This is a genomic window from Arenivirga flava (genome assembly GCF_030161575.1).
Classification (GTDB): Bacteria; Actinomycetota; Actinomycetes; order Actinomycetales; family Microbacteriaceae; genus Arenivirga; species Arenivirga flava.
Genome location: NZ_BSUL01000001.1, coordinates 2,899,922 through 2,918,836, shown reverse-complemented (window position 1 = coordinate 2,918,836; position 18,915 = coordinate 2,899,922). Strand labels below are relative to the sequence as shown.

The 18,915-nt window shown below is 72.5% G+C and carries 15 protein-coding genes and 1 pseudogene; 7 read left to right on the top strand and 9 right to left on the bottom strand.

Annotated features, from left to right (window positions below; translation table 11 throughout):
* Positions 1–19 precede the first annotated feature (19 nt).
* From QQK26_RS14280 to QQK26_RS14270, 3 genes are read right to left on the bottom strand one after another with little or no spacing between them, the layout of a single operon-like run.
* Positions 20–373, bottom strand: coding sequence for a hypothetical protein (locus QQK26_RS14280; protein ID WP_284233941.1), 354 nt, complete (start codon positions 371–373; stop codon positions 20–22).
* Positions 370–1,419 (bottom strand): serine hydrolase domain-containing protein, encoded by a 1,050-nt coding sequence (locus tag QQK26_RS14275; RefSeq protein WP_284233939.1) that lies wholly within the window; start codon positions 1,417–1,419, stop codon positions 370–372. The genes QQK26_RS14280 and QQK26_RS14275 overlap by 4 nt, the downstream gene beginning before the upstream one ends.
* Positions 1,420–1,457: 38 nt before the next feature.
* Positions 1,458–1,922 carry a winged helix-turn-helix domain-containing protein gene (locus tag QQK26_RS14270; protein ID WP_284233937.1) on the bottom strand — a complete coding sequence of 155 codons (465 nt, stop codon included), beginning with the start codon at positions 1,920–1,922 and terminating at the stop codon, positions 1,458–1,460.
* Positions 1,923–2,031: 109 nt separating this feature from the next.
* On the opposite strand from QQK26_RS14270, the gene QQK26_RS14265 reads away from it, so the two are divergent.
* On the top strand, positions 2,032–2,823 hold the full coding sequence (locus tag QQK26_RS14265) for an META domain-containing protein (protein ID WP_284233935.1): 792 nt from the start codon (positions 2,032–2,034) through the stop codon (positions 2,821–2,823).
* Positions 2,824–2,857: 34 nt separating this feature from the next.
* A complete protein-coding gene (locus tag QQK26_RS14260) occupies positions 2,858–4,039 on the top strand; it encodes an MFS transporter (protein WP_284233933.1) in 1,182 nt (393 codons plus the stop codon).
* Between the two features lie 48 nt (positions 4,040–4,087).
* Here QQK26_RS14260 and ligA read toward each other — a convergent pair.
* The 4 genes and pseudogenes from ligA to mnmA all read right to left on the bottom strand — a co-directional run bounded on the left by ligA (position 4,088) and on the right by mnmA (position 9,361).
* A pseudogene (gene ligA / locus QQK26_RS14255) lies at positions 4,088–6,564 on the bottom strand (NAD-dependent DNA ligase LigA).
* Positions 6,565–6,626: 62 nt separating this feature from the next.
* Positions 6,627–6,950, bottom strand: a complete 324-nt coding sequence (locus QQK26_RS16310) for an MFS transporter (protein WP_348520029.1) — start codon at positions 6,948–6,950, stop codon at positions 6,627–6,629.
* Positions 6,902–8,065: an MFS transporter gene (locus tag QQK26_RS14250; protein WP_348520028.1), complete on the bottom strand. Its 1,164-nt coding sequence runs from the start codon at positions 8,063–8,065 to the stop codon at positions 6,902–6,904. The genes QQK26_RS16310 and QQK26_RS14250 overlap by 49 nt, the downstream gene beginning before the upstream one ends.
* 81 nt (positions 8,066–8,146) lie before the next feature.
* The gene (mnmA, locus tag QQK26_RS14245) at positions 8,147–9,361 is read right to left on the bottom strand and encodes a tRNA 2-thiouridine(34) synthase MnmA (protein ID WP_284233932.1); all 1,215 of its coding nucleotides are present in this window, start codon (positions 9,359–9,361) and stop codon (positions 8,147–8,149) included.
* A gap of 197 nt (positions 9,362–9,558) precedes the next feature.
* On the opposite strand from mnmA, the gene QQK26_RS14240 reads away from it, so the two are divergent.
* From QQK26_RS14240 to QQK26_RS14230, 3 genes are all read left to right on the top strand, one after another.
* Positions 9,559–11,205, top strand: coding sequence for an ABC transporter substrate-binding protein (locus tag QQK26_RS14240; RefSeq protein ID WP_284233930.1), 1,647 nt, complete (start codon positions 9,559–9,561; stop codon positions 11,203–11,205).
* Between the two features lie 109 nt (positions 11,206–11,314).
* Positions 11,315–12,319, top strand: coding sequence for an ABC transporter permease (locus QQK26_RS14235; RefSeq protein WP_284233928.1), 1,005 nt, complete (start codon positions 11,315–11,317; stop codon positions 12,317–12,319).
* Entirely contained in the window at positions 12,309–13,253 is a 945-nt protein-coding gene (locus tag QQK26_RS14230) for an ABC transporter permease (protein WP_284233925.1), read from the top strand. Before QQK26_RS14235 ends, QQK26_RS14230 begins: the two co-directional genes overlap by 11 nt.
* A 396-nt stretch (positions 13,254–13,649) precedes the next feature.
* Here the strand turns inward: QQK26_RS14230 and QQK26_RS14225 are convergent, their stop codons facing one another.
* Positions 13,650–15,260 carry an ABC transporter ATP-binding protein gene (locus QQK26_RS14225; RefSeq protein WP_284233923.1) on the bottom strand — a complete coding sequence of 537 codons (1,611 nt, stop codon included), beginning with the start codon at positions 15,258–15,260 and terminating at the stop codon, positions 13,650–13,652.
* 376 nt (positions 15,261–15,636) lie between these two features.
* On the bottom strand, positions 15,637–16,797 hold the full coding sequence (locus tag QQK26_RS14220; protein ID WP_284233921.1) for a cysteine desulfurase family protein: 1,161 nt from the start codon (positions 16,795–16,797) through the stop codon (positions 15,637–15,639).
* A gap of 56 nt (positions 16,798–16,853) precedes the next feature.
* On the opposite strand from QQK26_RS14220, the gene QQK26_RS16305 reads away from it, so the two are divergent.
* Complete coding sequence (locus QQK26_RS16305; protein WP_348520027.1) at positions 16,854–17,216, top strand: early set domain-containing protein; 363 nt, start codon at positions 16,854–16,856, stop codon at positions 17,214–17,216.
* Entirely contained in the window at positions 17,213–18,913 is a 1,701-nt protein-coding gene (gene glgX, locus QQK26_RS14215; RefSeq protein WP_348520026.1) for a glycogen debranching protein GlgX, read from the top strand. The genes QQK26_RS16305 and glgX overlap by 4 nt, the downstream gene beginning before the upstream one ends.
* Positions 18,914–18,915 lie beyond the last annotated feature (2 nt).

Below are 18,915 nucleotides of genomic sequence, written 5' to 3'. Positions count from 1 at the left end.
GAACCCTGCGAGTCTACGGTCAGACGGCGATGAGCGCCGCCGAGACCGCGGTCATCACGACGACCTGCGCCACCGCGGCGACACGCGCGCCGCGGCTCTCGGGCAGCGTCGGCAGCCCGCGCCAGCGCAGCACGAGCAGGGCCGCGCCGGCGGCGGCGATCGCGACGGGCAGCATCCAGAGCACGTTCGGCACGGCGGTCCAGACGACGACGCGGTGGGCCACGACGAGGCCGAAGAGCGCCCAGGAGGCCTGCGCGAGCCCGTCGAGGCGGTTGCGCGCACCCTTCGTGCGACCGGCGGCGGCGAGCGAGAACATCACGGCGTAGCCGGCGGCGATGCCCAGGCCGATGAGGCTGGGCAGCAGCTCGCTCACGAGAGCAGCCCCTCGGCGATCGCGTCCACCGAGGCGGTGGAGGCGCCGAGCACCACCGCGAGCCGGTCGGACGCCGGGTCGTAGGCGACCATGCTCGAGAAGCCGCCCGTGCCGCCGTTGTGCCAGAGCAGGCCGTCGGCGTCGGTGTGCCAGCCGTAGCCGATGCGCTGGTCGCCGCCCGCATCCGCTCGGGGCTCCGTCGCGGACGAGCCGGGAGCCTCGCCACGCACGGTCGCGACGGCGTAGGCGGCGAGGTCCGGCGCGGTGGCGCGCACGCCGCCCGCCGGCCCGTAGCCGTCGTCGGCCCAGGCGTCGGCGACGCGGCCGGATGCGGTGAAGCCCAGCGGCGCATCCGCTGCGACCTCGCCGCCCGGGTAATGGGTCGCATCGAGCGCGAGCGGTTCGATGAGGCGTGAGCGGATGAGGTCGCCGTAGTCGGTGCCGGCCGCCGCGGCGAGCGCGTGGCCGAGGAGGGCCGCGCCGAGGTTGGAGTACTCGTAGGAGCCGCGGCCCTCCACCGAGCTGCTGCTGGCGGCGACCGCCACGTCGCGGGCCGTCGTGCCCGCGTAGGGGTCGGCGGCGGTGAACTGCGCGAGCATCGCGCGCAGCATCAGACCCGGCTCGGCGGGCAGCCGCGGCAGGCCGGACGTGTGCGTCGCGAGCTCGAGCAGGGTCACGTCGCCCGCGTCGCCCGTGATCTCGAGCAGGTCGCCGACCCGGGTGCCCTCCTCGACCTCGCCGAGCCCGACGGCGACCGCCAGCAGCGCACCGGTCATCGTCTTCGTGACGGAGCCGATCTCGTACTCGGTGCCGTCGTCGGCTCCCAGGTGCGCGGCGCGCGTCGAGGGCTCCCCGCTGACATCGTCGACCACGACCGCGCTGAGCCGCGGGTGGTAGCCGTCGCCGGCCAGGGCGAGCAGCCGCTCCCCCAGCGCGGTGTCGCCGGTGGCCTCGGTCGGGGTGGCCGGCGGACGGGGCATCGTCAGCAGTCCGGCGGCCAGGACGCCGGCGGCGGCGATGCCGGCGATGATGCGGGCGGGCTTCATGTCGTCCTCCTGTCAGATGCCGCGCGCGGCGGCGATGGTCACGAGCAGGGGCACCAGCCGGCCGGCGGGAACGGTGTAGCGGCCGCGCCCTGGGCGGCGAGCCAGCCGCCGGCGACGAGCTGGCCGAGGTGGTGGTACACCTGCCCGCTCGTGCCGACGCCCTCGAGAGCCCCGAGCTCGGCGGCGGTCGCGGTGCCGCCGACGATCGCCTGCAGCAGGCGCAGGCGCAGCGGATGGGCGAGGGCGGCGAGGGCGGCGGAGCGCTCCGCCCACTCCTCGTCGAGCAGGTCGTCGACGGCATGGCCCTGCTGCCACTCGGCGGCGCCGGCGGGCGTGGACACCGCTCCGGTGAACAGCACCGCGCCGGGCTCCGGAGTGCGGGCCTTGAGGCCCTGCAGCGCCCAGAACGTCCCCGCCTCGACGGCGGCGTCGGGCCCCGCTTCGCCGCGCTGCTCGAGTGCCGCGATCCGGCGCTCGAGGGCGTCCATCCGCTCGTGGTCCATGCGATTACGGTATTCCGTAATTCCGTACAGTTCCTGTGACGCCCGCGGACCGAGCCGGAGCGCGCATCGCTTAAGGTGGTGGCAACCCCCGCTCCGGAAGAGGTCTCGCATGCCCGCGCCCCGCCTGCGCCACGGCGCCCCGGCGCTGCTCGCCGCGGCCGCGCTCGCCCTCGGCGGCTGCGCCGCGACCGGCGACCCGCTCGAGCCGGTGGTCGAGGGGCAGTGGACCCTCGCCGCGGCGACGCGGGGCGGCGGGCAGCTCAACTTCGCCGGCACCACCGTGACGCTCACCGCCGCCGCCGACGGCTTCAGCGGCATCGGCCCGTGCAACGCCTACGGCGCCGCCATCGCCGGCGACACCGCCAACCTCGAGGTGCTGAGCTTGATCCCCGCCGAGGAGACCTGCGACGACGCGGTCATGGAGCTCGAGACGGCCTACTTCGGCCTGCTGCTCGGTGCGACCACGGCGGCGCGCGACAACGGTCAGCTGGTGCTCGCCGGCGACGAGGGCGAGCTGCGCTTCGACCCCGCACCGACCGGCGGAGCAGCGGATGCGCTGGCCGGCACCACCTGGAACCTCCAGTCGGTCACCGCCCAGGGCGCCGAGGTGCCCATCGCACCCGGACCCGACGGCGCGGCCCCCTCGCTGACGTTCGGGGCGGACGGTCGCACGAGCGGCAGCACGGGCTGCCGCGACATCGCGCTCGACTACGCGGTGACGGACGGCCAGGTGCAGTTCGACGGCTTCCCAGCCGAGACCCCGGAGTGCCCCGCAGAGACCGCCGCCCAGGACGACGTGCTCTTCACCCTGCTCGGCTTCGGGTTCCCGGCCGACACCACCGACGGCGTGCTGACCGTCGAGAACGCCGAGTTCGGACTCGTCGCGACGTTCACCTCGTGACGGCCGCACCCTGCGCCGCGCCTCGCCGTGGCTGGTGATCCTCGTCGTCGTGCTGGTGGCGCTGAACCTGCGCGGCCCGATCGTGGCGATCGCGCCGGTCATCGACGCCGTGCAGGCCGACCTGAGTATCGATGCGGGCACCGCGGGCCTGCTGACGAGCCTGCCGATCCTCTGCTTCTCGGTGCTCGTGCCGTTCTCGCTGCTGCTCATCCGGCGGCTGGGCATCGACGCCGCCGTCACGGTGACGCTCGTCGGTGTGGGCATCGGCACCGCGGTGCGCTCGATCGACGGCGTCGGCTGGGCGATCACGGGCACGGTCGTGATCGGTGCCGCCATCACGATCGGCAACGTCGTGCTGCCGGTGGTGATCCGCCGCGACGTGCCGCCCGCGCGCGTGAACCTCGCGACCGGCGTGTACACCGCGGCCCTCAACGTGGGCTCCGCCATCACGTCGCTCGGCACCGCGCCGATCGCCGCGACGCTGGGCTGGCAGCTGGCGGTGCTCGCCTGGATCGCGCTCGCGGTCGTCGCCCTCGTCGCATGGACCCTCTTCGTCGGCCCGCGCCGCGCGGTGCTGCCCGCCGCAGCGCCTGCGCCGGCGACCCAGCCCGCGGCCCCGCCCCGCAGCTGGCGCAGCCTCACCGTGCTGCTCGTCGGCTTCGCCTTCTCGGGGCAGGCGTTCGCCTACTACGCGACGACGGCGTGGGCGCCGACGATCCTGCGGGACGAGACCGGCGCCGACACCGTCTCCGCCGGCGCCAGCGCCTCGCTGTTCCAGCTCGCCGCCGTGATCGGCTCGCTGCTGACGCCGCTGCTGCTGGCCCGCATCCGTCCGCTCGGCACGTTCCTCGTGCTCGGCGTGCTGTGGTCGTCGGTGCCGCTCGGGCTGCTGCTCGCCCCGGAGCTCTGGACGCTGTGGGGCACGCTCGGCGGCATCGCCCAGGGCGGCGGCTTCACGACGGTGTTCGTGGTCATCGTGAGCTTCGCCGTCTCGAACCGGCACGCCGCGGCCCTCAGCGGCATCGTGCAGGGCATCGGCTACGCCGTGGCGGCGACCTCCCCGGCCGTCCTCGGCGTCGCGCACGACGCCACCGGGGCGTGGACGCTGCCGCTGCTGCTCGTGCTCGGCGCGGTGCTGACGTTCACCGGGCTCGGCGTCGCCTCGGCGGTGCGCGCCGCGGCCGCGGCGACGCGGCGGGGCGGCTCGCAGGGCTGACGTCGCTCCGGCCCGGTCGAGCAGCGGATGCGGTGACGCCCGATCTCGCTACCGCTCGGACTCCGTCGTCGCGTCGCTGTTCTCGGCAGTGCCTTCCTCCGCGGTTTCGGTCCCCTCGGTGCCGTCCTGCGCGGCGCCGTCCGCCGGGGCCCCCTCGGCGCCGGGCGCCGGCGGCAGCGCGTCGGGCCCCTGCTCGACGAGCAGCTTGAACGCCGCCGCGTCGAGGATGCGCAGGCCGAGCGCCTCCGCTTTGGCGAGCTTCGAGCCCGCACCGGGGCCCGCGGCGACGAAGTCGGTCTTCTTGCTCACGCTCGAGCCGGCCTTGCCGCCCGCGGCGAGGATCGCCTCCTGCGCGCCCTCGCGGGTGTAGCCCTCGAGCGAGCCGGTGGCGACGACGGTGAGCCCCGCGAGCACACCGCCCGCAGCGGCCGCGGCGCCGGGCCCGGGGTGCCGGGGAATCGCGAACTGCACGCCCGCGGCGCTCCAGCGCTCGACGATCTCCTGGTGCCAGTCGACCTCGAACCATTCGACGAGCGCATCGGCGATGATCCCGCCCACACCGTCCACGGCGGCGAGCTCGTCGCGGGTCGCCGCCCGGATGGCGTCGAGCGAGCCGAAGTACTGGGCCAGCGCGCGCGAGGCGACGGGGCCGACGTGGCGGATGTTGAGCGAGACGAGCTGACGCCAGAGGTCCTTGGTCTTGGCCTTCTCGAGCTCGGCGAGCAGCTTGACGAGCTGGGCGCTCGGCTCGACGTACGGGTGCGTCTTCGTGTGCTTCCCGGCCCGGCGCTCCGCCTTCGTCAAATCGACCGCCTCAGGCGCGTAGTCGTAGCGCACCTTCTGGAACGGCAGACGGCGACGGACGACGCCGTCGTCGTCCTCCTTCTCGAGCCCGGTCTCGGCGTCGCGCACGATGACCTCGATGCCGATGAGCTCGTCGGCGGTCAGCTCGAAGAGCCGTGCCTCGGTCACGAGCGGCGGCACCTCGGGCACCTCCGGCTGCGTCAGCGCCGCCGCGCCGACCTCGCCGAGCCCCTCGATGTCGAGCGCGCCACGGCTGCCGATGTGCTCGACCCGACCGCGCACCTGCGCCGGGCAGCTGCGCGCGTTGGGGCAGCGCAGGTCCTTGTCGCCCTCCTTCATCGGGCGCAGCGCGGTGCCGCACTCGGGGCAGTCGCTCGGCATGACGAACTCGCGCTCCGTGCCGTCGCGCAGCTCGGCGACCGGCCCGAGCACCTCCGGGATCACGTCGCCGGCCTTGCGCAGCACGACGGTGTCGCCGATGAGCACGCCCTTGACCTTCACGACGTCCTGGTTGTGCAGCGTCGCCTGACGCACCTCGCTGCCCGCGACGCGCACCTTCTCCATCACGGCGAACGGCGTCGCGCGGCCGGTGCGCCCGACGCTCACGACGATGTCGAGCAGCTTCGTGTTCACCTGCTCGGGCGGGTACTTGTAGGCCGTCGCCCAGCGCGGCACGCGGCTGGTGGCGCCGAGCTCCGCGTGCAGGGCGAGCTCGTCGACCTTGACGACGACGCCGTCGATCTCGTGCTCGACGCTGTGCCGCTGCTCGCCGCCGTAGGCGCGGATGAACTCCGCGGCCCCCGAGGCATCCGGCAGCACCCGGAAATAGGGGCTCGTCGGCAGCCCCCATCCGCTGATCAGGCCGTACACCTCGGACTGCGCGGCGAAGGGCGGGTCGGGCCAGGCGCCGATGCCGTGCACGTACAGCGAGAGCGACTCGAGGCGGGCGAGACCGGCCTCCCGGTCGAGCTCGTCGTCCTTCTTGTCGATCTGCTGCCGCAGTCCGCCGCTGGCCGCGTTGCGCGGGTTCGCGAGGGCCGGGAAGCGGCGCTTCGCCGCATCCTCCGCCTTCTCGCGGTCGAAGGGGCGGCCCTTGGCCGCTGCGCGCTGCTCGGCGCGCGCGACGTAGCGCTCGCGGAACCGCACCAGCCCTTCGTTCAGCCGCTCGAAAGCCGCGGTGGCGAGGAAGATCTCGCCGCGGATCTCGACGAGCTCGGGGTGCCCCTCCCCTGCAGCTCCTCGAGGATGCCGGGCACGTAGCGGATGTTGGCGGTCACGTCGTCGCCCACCTGGCCGTTGCCGCGCGTCGCCGCGCTGACTAGGCGGCCCCGCTCGTAGCGCAGGTTGATGGCCAGCCCGTCGATCTTCAGCTCGCAGAGGAAGGCGACCTTGCGCCCGGAGTCGCGCTCGACCTTGGTGGCCCAGTCGAGGAACTCCTCCTCACTGAACACGTTGTCGAGACTCAGCATCGCCTCGGCGTGCACGACCGGATCGAACAGCTCCGAGACGCCGCCGCCGACGGTCTGCGTCGGGCTGTCCTGGCTCTGCAGCTCGGGGAACAGCCGCTCGATCTCCTCGAGCCGCTGCACGAGGCCGTCGTACTCCTCATCACTGGCGATCTGCGCGTCGCGGTCGTAATACGCCGCGCGCAGCTCCAGGATGCGGGCCGTCAGACCCTCGGCCTCGTCGCGCGCCTGCTCCAGGCTGGGTTCCTCGGTCACGGACCGATTCTAGGAGCGACCACCGACGCGCATCCGCTCGTCGAGTCCCCGCCCAGCGGCGCCTACTTCGCCGTCGGCGTCGACTTGGTGAGCGGGTCGACGATGTCCTCGAGCCCCTTGCGCTCGGCGGCGACGCCCCAGACGACCGCTACGAGCGCACCGATCATCATGACGCCGCTGCCGATGTAGTAGCCGATCGTCAGCGGCCCGCGGTCGCTGCCGTCGCCGATGAGCGAGGCGTAGAGCACCGGGGCGATCGCGCCGGCACCCTGGCCGACGGCGAAGACGTAGCCGATCACCTGCGAGCGGATCTCGAGCGGGAAGATCTCGCTCACCGTCAGGTAGGCCGAGCTGGCGCCGGCCGAGGCGAAGAAAACGACACGCACCAGAACGCGATGTGCACGCCCATCGAGATCGCCTCCTGGCTGAACAGGAAGGCGCTGATCGCGAGCACGACCGCCGAGAGCGTGTAGGTCGTGAAGATCATCTGCCGGCGGCCCCACGTGTCGAACAGCGGACCGAGCAGCAGCGGGCCGAGCAGGTTGCCGATGGCGAACGGGAAGAACATGAGCGGCACGCTCGCCACGGGCAGGTCGTAGAAGTTCTGCAGCACGAGCGAGTACGTGAAGAAGATGGCGTTGTAGAGGAACGACTGCGTCACCATCATCGTCATGCCGAGCAGCAGCCGGGTCGGATGCTCGCGCAGCACCGTGCGCGCCAGCGTGCGGAACGAGGTGCTCTTCTCGGGCGTGATGTCGATCGCCTTCGAGTCGGGCACAGGCTCGAGCGTGTGATGCGTCTGGTGCTCGACGTGGTGCTCGATCTCGGTGACCGTCGCCTCGGCCTCCTCCTCGCGCCCGTGCGTCATCAGCCAGCGCGGGCTCTCGGGGATGTGCCGCCGCAGCACGATGAGCCCGAGGCCCAGCACGGGACCGATGAAGAAGGCGATGCGCCAACCGAGGTCCTCCGCGAACAGGCTCGTGTCGAGCAGGAAGATGCCGGCGAACGAGCCGAGCGCCGCACCGCCCCAGTAGGTGCCGTTGATCGCGATGTCGACGCGACCGCGGTACCTCGCCGGGATCAGCTCGTCGATGGCCGAGTTGATGGCCGCGTACTCGCCGCCGATGCCCATGCCCGCGAAGAAGCGGAAGATGAAGAAGAACCACGGCTCGAAGGAGAGGCCCGCGATGGCGCTCGCCCCGAGGTAGATGGCGAGGGTGAGGATGAAGAGCTTCTTGCGCCCCAGGCTGTCGGCCAGGCGGCCGAAGACCAGCGCGCCGACCACCTGCCCGGCCAGGTACACGGACCCGGCGATGCCCACGTCCTGCGCCGTCATGCCGAGCGAGGCCTCGTAGCCGCCGAGGGACACGATCTGCACCTCGAGGCCGTCGAGGATCCAGCTGAAGCCGAGACCGATGACCATCATCCAGTGGAAGCGGGTCCAGGGCAGGCGGTCCATCCGGGCCGGGACCAGGCTGCGCACGCTCGTCGTCTCGCTCACGGCTCGGAACCTACGCCCGCGCCCTCGCGCAGCCGCGCGCGCTGGGAGGCGGCGCTCAGGAAGCGCCTACCCCGCATCCGGTCAGGCGGATGCGCCCGCCGGCACCGCGCTGACCGTGCGGTCGATGGTGCACTGCCCCAGCACGCGCGTGCCGACGTAGAGCACCGCGGTCTGGCCGGGGGCGACCGCGCCGAGCGGGGCGTCCGGCACGATGCGCAGCTCGAGGCGCGCGTCGGTCTGGTCGGCGCGGGAGGCGCTGATCGCATCCGCTCCGTCCGCGTAGTCGGCGGGGTCGACCAGCGCCATGCGGGCGCGGGCCGGCACGGGGTCGGCGTGCGCCCGGATCTGCACCTCGCAGGCGAACTCGGCGGTCTCGCCCGCTTCGAGGCCCGCGGAGAAGCCCGACGCCACGGGGTCGAGCCCGGCCCAGCTGACCTTGCGGCCGGCGAGCAGCGAGACCTCCAGGTCCTCCTTCGGACCGACCACGACCGTGTTGGTCTTCGGCCGCACCTCGAGCACGAAGCGCGGGCGGCCGTCGGCGCTCGGGTAGCCGATGTCGAGGCCCTTGCGCTGCCCGACCGTAAAGGCATGGGCACCGGAGTGCGTGCCGAGCTGCGCGCCCGAGCGGTCGAGGATCGGACCGTCCTCGGCGCCGAGACGATCGGCGAGCCAACCGCGGGTGTCGCCGTCGGGGATGAAGCAGATGTCGTGGCTGTCGGGCTTGGCGGCCACGCCGAGGCCGCGACGCTCCGCCTCCGCCCGCACGAGGTCCTTCGAGGGGGTGTCGCCGAGCGGGAACATGGCGTGCGCCAGCTGCTCGCTCGTGAGCACGCCGAGCACGTACGACTGGTCCTTGGCCCAGGCCGAGGCGCGGTGCAGCTCGCGGTTGCCGTGCACATCCGTGACGATGTTCGCGTAGTGGCCGGTGGCGACGGCGTCGAAGCCCAGGTCGACGGCCTTCTCGAGCAGGGCGGCGAACTTGATGCGCTCGTTGCACCGCATGCAGGGGTTGGGGGTGCGGCCGGCGGTGTACTCGGCCACGAAGTCGTCGACGACGTCGAGCTTGAAGCGCTCGCTGAAGTCCCACACGTAGTACGGGATGCCGAGCACGTTCGCGGCCCGCTGCGCGTCCATCGAGTCCTCGATCGTGCAGCACCCGCGGCTGCCGGTGCGCAGCGTGCCGGGCATGCGGCTCAGCGCCAGGTGCACGCCGACCACGTCGTGACCGGCCTCGACGGCTCGCGCGGCCGCGACGGCGCTGTCCACGCCTCCGCTCATAGCCGCCAGCACCCGCATCCGTCCAGTGTAAGCAGCCGCATGGACACGAGCGGATGAGCGTGCCACGCTCATGGGGGACGACCCCGCGATGTTGCACCCCCGTTCGAGGCAGGAAACCGCCGCGAAACGTGCGACGCCTAGCGTCGTCGCCGAGGGGCCCCGGGATGGGGAGCAGCGTGGCTCCGAGATCGAATGCTCCCTCCGACGGAGGAACGATGCGACACAGCGCACGACGACGGGGGCTCATCGCCGCCGCAGTGCTGACCACCGGGGCCGTGGCCCTCACCGGATGCGTGCAGAGCGAGCGCGAGGAGGGCGGCGGCGGCGGCGACGCGGGTGCCTTCGTCTTCGGCGTCTCGGGCGAGCCCGTCAGCCTCGACCCGGCCTTCGCCAGCGACGGCGAGTCCTTCCGCGTCTCGCGGCAGATCTTCGAGGGGCTCGTCGGCGTGCAGGCCGGCAGCGCCGACCCCGAGCCGCTGCTCGCCGAGGAGTGGGACATCTCGGACGACGGCCTGAACTACGTCTTCTCCCTGAAGGAGGGCGTCACCTTCCACGACGGCACCGCCTTCGACGCCGCCGCCGTCTGCTTCAACTTCGACCGCTGGCGCGACTTCGAGGGCCCGGCGGCGTCGCCCGCCGCCTCGTACTACTACGGCAACCTCTTCCGCGACGTCGGCCTCGAGGTGACCTGCGAGGCGACCGGCGACCTCGAGGCGTCGGTGACCCTCAGCAGCGCCTTCGCCGGATTCATCCCGTCCCTTTCGCTGCCCGCGTTCGCCATGCAGAGCCCCACGGCGCTCGAGGAGTACCAGGCCGACGACCTCGGTGGCACGCTCGAGGCGCCCACCATGACCGAGTACGCGCAGGAGCACCCGACCGGCACGGGTCCGTTCGTCTTCGACTCCTGGGACCGCGGCGCCTCCGTGTCCCTCAGCGCCTACGAGGACTACTGGGGCGAGCAGGGCGACGTCACCGACATCACCTTCCAGGTCTCCGGCGACCCGACCGCGAGCCGCCAGGCGCTCGAGGCCGGCACGATCGACGGCTACGACCTGGTGTCGCCCTCCGACGTCGGCGTACTCGAGGAGAATGACTTCCGCATCGAGAGCCGTGACCCGTTCACGATCCTCTACCTGGCGTTCAACCAGCGCAGCGACTCGAACCCCGAGCTCTCGGACCCGCGCGTGCGCGAGGCGCTGACGCTCGCGATCGACCGCGAGGCGCTCGTCTCGCAGACGCTGCCCGAGGGCACCGAGGTCGCCGACCAGTTCATCCCGCCCGTGGTCGCCGGCTACAACGACGACGTCACGACGTACGACTACGACCCGGAGCGCGCGCGCGAACTGCTCGACGAGGCAGGCATCCCCGAGGGCTACGAGCTCATGTTCAACTACCCGACGAACATCTCGCGGCCGTACATGCCCAACCCCGAGACGACGTTCACGGCGATCAGCGGCATGCTCGAGGACGTCGGCATCACCGTGAACCCGCAGGCGAACGAGTGGGGCGAGTACCTCGACCGCATGCAGGGCGGCACCGACCACGGCATCCACCTGCTCGGATGGACGGGCGACTACAACGACACCGACAACTTCCTCGGCGTCTTCTTCGGCAGCGACTCCTTCGAGTGGGGTTTCGACAACCCCGAGCTGTTCACCGCCCTCGCCGAGGCGCGCACCGCCGCGGACCCCGAGGCGGCCGTGTCGCAGTACGAGGCCATCAACGAGCAGATCGCCGAGTTCATCCCCGGCGTGCCGCTCGCGCACCCGGCGCCGTCGCTGGCGTTCAGCCCGCGCGTCGAGAGCTACCCCGTGAGCCCCGTGAACGACGAGGTCTACAACCTCGTCGAGCTCGCCGACTGAGCCGTGCCGGTCGCTGCGCCGCCCCTCGGCGGCGCAGCGGCCGCCCACGCTCCAGCCTCGAGCGCGGGCGCCGCCCGGCGCCTCCGCTCCCCCGTCCCGAAAGGTCCCGATGCTCCGCGTCATCGGCAAGCGACTCCTCCTGCTCGTCCCCACCCTGCTCGGCCTCTCCATCCTGCTGTTCGCGTGGGTGCGCGCGCTGCCCGGCGGTCCCGCATCCGCTCTGCTCGGCGAGCGCGCGACGCCCGAGGCGATCGCCCAGATCAACGAGGCCTACGGCTTCGACCGCCCGATCATCGAGCAGTACTTCACCTACATCGGGCGGCTGCTCACCGGCGACTTCGGCAACTCGGTGCAGACCAACCGCCCGGTGCTCGACGAGTTCGCCACCCGGTTCCCCGCCACGGTGGAGCTCGCGCTCGTGGCGCTCGCCATCGCGATCGCCGTCGGCATCCCGCTCGGCTACCTCGGCGCGAAGTACTACGGCAAGACCGTCGACCACGTGTCGGTCGTCGTGAGCCTGCTCGGCGTGACCGTGCCCGTGTTCTTCCTGGCGTTCATCCTCAAGTGGATCTTCGCGGTGCAGCTCGGCTGGTTCCCGCCCGACGGCCGGCAGAGCCCGCGCATCGACGCCACGCACGCCACCGGCTACTACGTGCTCGACGGCCTCCTCACGGGTGAGCTGGACGCGGCGTGGGATGCGATCGTGCACCTCGTGCTGCCGGGGCTGGCGCTCGCCTCCATCCCGCTCGCGATCATCGCCCGCATCACGCGGGCCAGCGTGCTGCAGGTGTACGGGGCCGACTACGTGCGCACCGCGCGGGCGAAGGGGCTGCTGCCGCGCATCATCCGCGACCGCTACATCCTGCGCAACGCGATGCTGCCCGTCGTCACGACCATCGGCCTGCAGCTGGGCCTGCTCATCTCGGGCGCGGTGCTCACCGAGACCGTGTTCAACTTCGCCGGCATCGGCCAGTTCCTGGCGGATGCGGTGTTCCGTCGCGACTTCCCCGTGCTGCAGGGGTTCATCATCTTCATCGCGATCCTCTACTCGCTGATCAACCTCATCGTCGACGTCAGCTACAGCCTCATCGACCCCAGGGTGCGTGTGCAATGACCGCTCTTCCCCCGCCTCCGGCGCCCCCGCGCCCGCCGCCCCCGGCACGCCCGAGGGCGACGCCGGCACCAGCCTGTGGCGCGACGCGTGGCGCAGGCTGCGCCGCAACCCGCAGGGCATCGCCGGCGCCGTCATCGTCGGGCTCTTCGTGCTCGTCGCGGTGCTCGCGCCCGTGCTGGCCCCCTACGCCGGCACGGCGCTGCCCGGCCGCGGCGAGATCACGCCGACGAGCATCCCCGGCATCGGCGAGGTGCCCGGCTTCCCGCTCGGGCTCGACCGCTTCGGCGGCGACGTGCTCTCCAAGCTCATCTGGGGCGCGCAGGCGTCGCTGATCATCGGGCTCGTCTCGACGGCGTTCGGGCTCATCGGCGGCATGCTGCTCGGCGCGATCGCCGGTACCTTCCGCGGCTGGGTCGACGCCGTCATCATGCGCGTCGTCGACATCCTGCTCTCGGTGCCGAACCTGCTGCTCGCGGTGAGCATCGCCGCCGTGCTGGGGCAGACCCCCAGCGCCGTGATGATCGCCATCGGCGCCAGCCAGGTGCCGATCTTCGCGCGGCTGCTGCGCTCGACCATGCTCGCCCAGTCGTCGAGCGACTACGTGCTCGCGGCCCGCACGCTCGGGCTCGGCAAGGGCGCGATCACCGTCAACCACGTGCTGCCCAACAGCATGGGCCCGGTCATCGTGCAGGGCACGCTGACGCTGGCGACGGCCGTGATCGAGGCGGCGGCGCTCTCGTTCCTCGGTCTCGGCGGCGGCCGGCCCGAGACGGCGGAGTGGGGACGGATGCTCACCTACGCCCAGAACGAGCTCGCGATCGCGCCGCAGCTGGCCTTCCTGCCGGGCATCTGCATCGCGATCACGGCGCTTGGGTTCACGCTGCTCGGCGAGGCCCTGCGCGAGGCGCTCGACCCGCGGTCGGGAGCCCGGTAGGGGCTCGCTCCGCGCTCGACCCGCGGTGGGGAGCCCGGCAGGGGCGCGCTCCGCGCGCGGCCACCAGGTCGGCTCGCCGGTGCTGTTCCGCCTCCACCCCCGCCCGCGACGTGTGCGATTCGGAGGACATCGGCGGGTCCTCGGTCCGAGCGCGCCCGTGATCCGGCGCCTTCCGCTGCCGATCGGGGCCGTCGTCCTCCGAATCGCACGGCGATGCGCTCGTGCGGCGCTCCGATCGCGCAGGTCGTCGCACCGGTCGCCCGTGCGATTCGGAGGAGATCAGCCTGCTCGGCCCGCCGAGCTCCCCGCCGTGCCGGGCCAGGTGGGGTCCGGGGCACGCCGAACGCCTCCGAATCGCACAGGGTGGGGGACGCCGGGCTGAGGGGCGGGGCGGAGCTACGCCGAGCGGCGGGCGCCCGGGATGGCGGCGAGCAGGCGCTTCGTGTACTCGTGGCGCGGCGACGCGAAGATCTGCTCGGTGGGGCCGGCCTCGACGAGCTCGCCGTCCTTCATCACGCCCACGAGGTCGCTGATCTGGCGCACGACCGCGAGGTCGTGGCTGATGAAGAGGTAGCTCAGGCCCAGCTCGCGCTGCAGCTCGGCGAGCAGGTCGAGGATCTGCGCCTGGACCAGCACGTCGAGCGCCGAGACCGGCTCGTCGCAGACGATGAGCTCGGGCTGCAGCGCGATGGCGCGGGCGATCGCGACGCGCTGGCGCTGGCCGCCGGAGAGCTCCGCCGGGTACCGGGTGGCGGTGCCGGCGGGCAGCGCCACCTGCTCGAGCAGCTCGCGCACGCGGGCGCGGCGCTCGGCGGCGCTGCCGCGGCGGTGGAATTTGAGCGGCTCCTCGATGATGCGCCCGACGGTGAACGACGGGTCGAGCGAGGAGTACGGGTCCTGGAAGATCGGCTGCACGCGCTGGCGGAAGTCGCGCAGCTCGCGCTTGTCGAAGGTCGCCAGATCGCGGCCGTCGAAGCTGATCGTGCCGCTGGTCGGCTCCACGACCTGCAGCAGCATGCGGGCCGTGGTGGTCTTGCCCGAGCCGGACTCCCCCACGATCGCGACGGTGCTGCCGCGCGGGATGTCGAGGCTCACCGCCTTGGCCGCCGTAAAGTCCTCCTTGCGACCGCGCACGGGGTAGATCTTCGTCAGGTCGCGCAGCTGCACGATGTCGTCGCCCACCGCGAGCTCGCGGCGCACGCGCGGCGCGGCGGCGATGCCCGGTGCCGCTGCGACCAGGCGCTGCGTGTACTCGTGCTGCGGGTTCGCGAGGATCTCGGCTGCGGGACCCGTCTCGACGATGCGGCCGCGGTGCATGACGGCGACGCGCTGCGCCCGCTCGGCGGCGAGCCCGAGGTCGTGGGTGATGAGCAGCACGCTCGTGCCGAGCTCGGCGGTCATCGCGTCGATCTGGTCGAGGATCACCCGCTGCAGGGTCACGTCGAGAGCGCTGGTGGGCTCGTCCGCGACGAGCAGGCGGGGGCGGCAGGCGAGGCCGATGGCGATGAGCACGCGCTGCCGCATACCGCCGGAGAGCTCGTGCGGGTACTGCTTGGCCCGCCGCTCGGCGTCGTTCAGGCCGGCGCGCTCGAGGGCCTCGACGACCTTCGCGTCCACATCCGCTCGCGTCGCCTGCCCGTGCGCGAGCAGCACCTCCGCGACCTGCACGCCCACCTTCGAGACCGGGTTGAGATTCGACATCGGGTCCTGCGGCACCAGGCCGATGGAGCCGCCGCGCAGCTGGCGCATGCGCGCCTCGGGCAGGCCCACGAGCTCGTCGCCGTCGAAACGGATGGAGCCCTTCGTGACCCGACCGGTGCCGGGCAGCAGGCCGAGCACGCTCATCGCCGTGGTCGACTTGCCGCTGCCGGACTCGCCGACGATGGCGACCGTCTCGCCGACGGCGATGTCGAGGTCGACGCCGACGACCGCGTCCGCGAAGCCGCTCGAGGTCTCGAAGCCGACCGAGAGGTCGCGGATGGAGAGCAGCGGCGCCGGTGCGTTCATCCGCTCAGTCTGCCCGACCCCCGCGCCGGGGTCACGCCCCGCGCGGCAGGTTTAACGCGACCGTCACAGGACGGCGCCCAGCGGATGGGCGGGGCGCGCGGCCCGCTGCGGTGTCGTCGCACCGCTCGCCGGCGGCGACGGACGCGAGCCGGCGCCGGGGTCGTCGCACCGCACGAGGTCCGGGGGCGATCAGCCATCCGCCGGTCCGGGCACTCGGGTCGCCCGAGCGGCCGCGGAAGGGTCTCATCATGGTGCTTCGGGGCGCTTCGGCGACGATGGGGCGCGCGCCCGCGTGCCCCGATGTCGCCGAAGCGCCCCCATGCAGAGGAGCGGCGCTCGTGGAGGTGCGCGGAGCCACGCGAGGACGGTATCGCCCTCAGCGCACCGCCCGCTCGCTGAAGCCGGCCTTGACGGCCTGGGCGAAGGCGCCCGGCAGGGCGTCGAGGAAGGCCTGCACGTCAGCCTCGGTCGTGGTGGCGCCCAGGGTCACGCGCACGGCGCCGCGCGCCTCCTCCTCCGGCAGGCCCATCGCGAGCAGCACGTGGCTGGTCTCGCTGACCCCGGCCTGGCACGCGGAGCCGGTCGAGATGGCGATGCCGGCCATGTCGAGCAGGAAGAGCATCGAATCGCCCTGCGTGCCGGGGAAGGTGAAGTGCGCGTTGCCGGGCAGCCGGTCGATCACGTCGCCGCGGAAGGTCGCCTCCGGCACGACGCGCGAGACGCCGCGCACGAGGCGGTGGCGCAGCTCGAGCAGGTCGTCGACATCGGGGTCGGCCGCGAGATCGGCGGCGACCGCGAAGGCGACCGCGGCGGCCGCGTCCTGGGTGCCGGAGCGCATCCGCCGCTGCTGCCCGCCGCCGTGCAGCAGCGGCACGACCGACGCGTCGCGGGCGAGCACGAGCGCGCCGATGCCGACGGGCCCGCCGATCTTGTGGGCGCTCACGCTCATGGCCGCAAGCCCGGAACCGTGGAAGCGCAGGGGCAGCTGACCGTACGCGGCCACGGCGTCGGCGTGCACCGGCACCCCGTGCGCCGCGGCGAGCGCCGCCGCGCCCTCGACCGGCTGGATGGTGCCGACCTCGTTGTTGGCCCACAGCAGCGTGAGCAGGGCGATGTCGTCGTGCGCGGCGAGGGCCGCTTCGAGGGCGTCCAAGCGGATGCGACCACGCCCATCGAGGGGGATCCATTCGAGGATCGCGCCCTCCGACGCCGCCAGCCACTCGACCGTGTCCATGGTCGCGTGGTGCTCGCCCTCGGGCACCAGGATGCGGCGCCCGTGCTCGCGGCGCGCCCAGAAGAGCCCCTTGATCGCGAGGTTGACCGCCTCGGTGCCGCCCGAGGTCAGCAGCACCTCGACGGGGTCGCAGCCGAGGGAGGCGGCGATCCGCTCGCGGGACTCCTCGAGCATCCGCTTCGCCTGCTGGCCTGGGGTGTGGATGGAGGCCGGGTTGCCCACCAGGCGCATGGCCTCCGCGTAGGCGTCGATCGCCGCCGGCAGCATCGGCGTGGTCGCCGCGTGGTCGAGATAGACGGGCACGGCACCTCCACAGTCGCGTCACAGGAACGTCGCGCGCGCTGACTACTCTAAAGCGCATGTCCCCCGCAGACCCCCTCCGGAACCTGGGCGTCGTCATGACGTCGAAGGGCCCCGAGCTGCGCGTGTGGTCCGCGTCCGCGACCGCGATGGAGCTCTGCCTCTTCGCCGCCGACGACCCCGCCAGCATCGAGTTCACCAAACCCATGACCGTCGACGCGCACGGCGTCTGGTCGACCCGCACGAGCCGCCTCGCCCCGGGCCGGCAGTACTCGATCCGCGCGACCGGCCCCACCGATCCGCAGCACCGATTCGACCCGCACCGTCACCTCGTCGACCCGTACGCGAAGGCGATCGTGCCCTCCCCGAGGGCGGCTGGCGCAGCCAGGTCGTCGACACCGCGTTCGACTGGGAGGGCGTGAACCGCCCGCGCATCGCGCCGGACCGCCGGGTGATCTACGAGGCGCACCTCAAGGGCCTCAGCAAGCTCAACGAGATGCTGCCGGAGCACCTGCGCGGCACCTACGCCGGCCTCGCGCACGACGAGACGATCCGCTACCTCAAGGACCTCGGCGTCACCAGCGTCGAGCTGCTGCCCGTGCACGCCTTCACGAGCGAGGACCGGCTGCTGCGGATGGGCATGGTCAACTACTGGGGCTACAACACCCTCGGCTTCTTCGCGCCGCACGCCCCCTATGCGACCGAGCGGGCCCGGCAGGTGGGCCCGGACGAGGTGCTGCGCGAGTTCAAGGGCATGGTCAAGGCCCTGCACCGCGCCGGGCTCGAGGTGATCCTCGACGTGGTCTACAACCACACCGCCGAGGAGGGCGTGCTCGGCCCGACCTCCAGCCTGCGCGGCATCGACAACGCCCACTACTACCGGCAGACGGATGCGGGCGACTACATCGACGTCACCGGCGTCGGCAACACGGTGAACACCGCGACGCCGGCCGCGCAGCGGATGGTGCTCGACAGCCTGCGCTACTGGGCGTCCGAGTGCCGCGTGGACGGCTTCCGCTTCGACCTGGCGGCCACGCTGGGGCGCGACGCGAAGGTGGAGTTCGACCGCGAGCATCCGCTCATCAACGCCATCGTGTCCGACCCGGAGCTGCGCGACCTCGCCCTGATCGCCGAGCCGTGGGATGTGGGGCTCGGCGGCTGGCAGACCGGCAACTTCCCGAACGGCTGGGCCGAGTGGAACGACCGCTACCGCGACCGGATGCGGGACTTCTGGCTCACCGACATCTCGCGCGCCCGGCACACCGGCGACGCCGGCAGCGGCATCGGCCGCTTCGCCACCCGCTTCGCCGGCAGCTCGATGACCTTCGCGCACGAGCGCGGTCCGCTCGCCAGCGTCAACTTCATCACCGCCCACGACGGCTTCACGCTGCGCGACCTGGTGAGCTACAACGTGAAGCACAACCTGCTCAACGGCGAGAACAACCGCGACGGCTCGACGAACAACAACTCCTACAACCACGGCTGGGAGGGCCCGTCGAGCGACGAGGGCATCGAGCGCGTGCGTCGCAAGGCGATGCGCAACCTGCTCGGCACCCTGCTGCTCAGCTCGGGCGTGCCGATGCTGACGGCCGGGGACGAGTTCGGGCGCAGCCAGGGCGGCAACAACAACGCCTACGTGCAGGACTCACCGGTAGCCTGGGTCGACTGGTCCGAGCGCGAGCCGTGGCAGAACGAGCTCTGGCTCACCACCCAGCGGCTGCTGCGGTTACGGCGCGAGCACCCCGCCCTGCGGCCGATCCGCTACGGCCGTGCCGGGGAGGTCGTGCCCAGCGCCTCGCGGATGCGGTGGTTCGATGCGCTCGGCGGTTCGATGAGCCCCGACGAGTGGAACAACCCGGCGAACCGCACGCTGCAGTACCTCGCCGAGTCCACGCCGGAGGAGGAGGCGGTCGACCGCATCCTGCTCGTCGTGCACGCGCTCGAGGACGACACCCTGGTGCGCCTGCCCCATCACGACGGCTTCGAGGGCTATCAGCTGCTCTGGGACAGCGCCGAGGAGACGCCGCGCGACATCGACGGACACCTCGAGGAGCACCTGCCCGGGCAGATGCTGCAGATGGCGGGCACGTCCATGCGGCTCTACCGAGCTCGCGTGTAGCG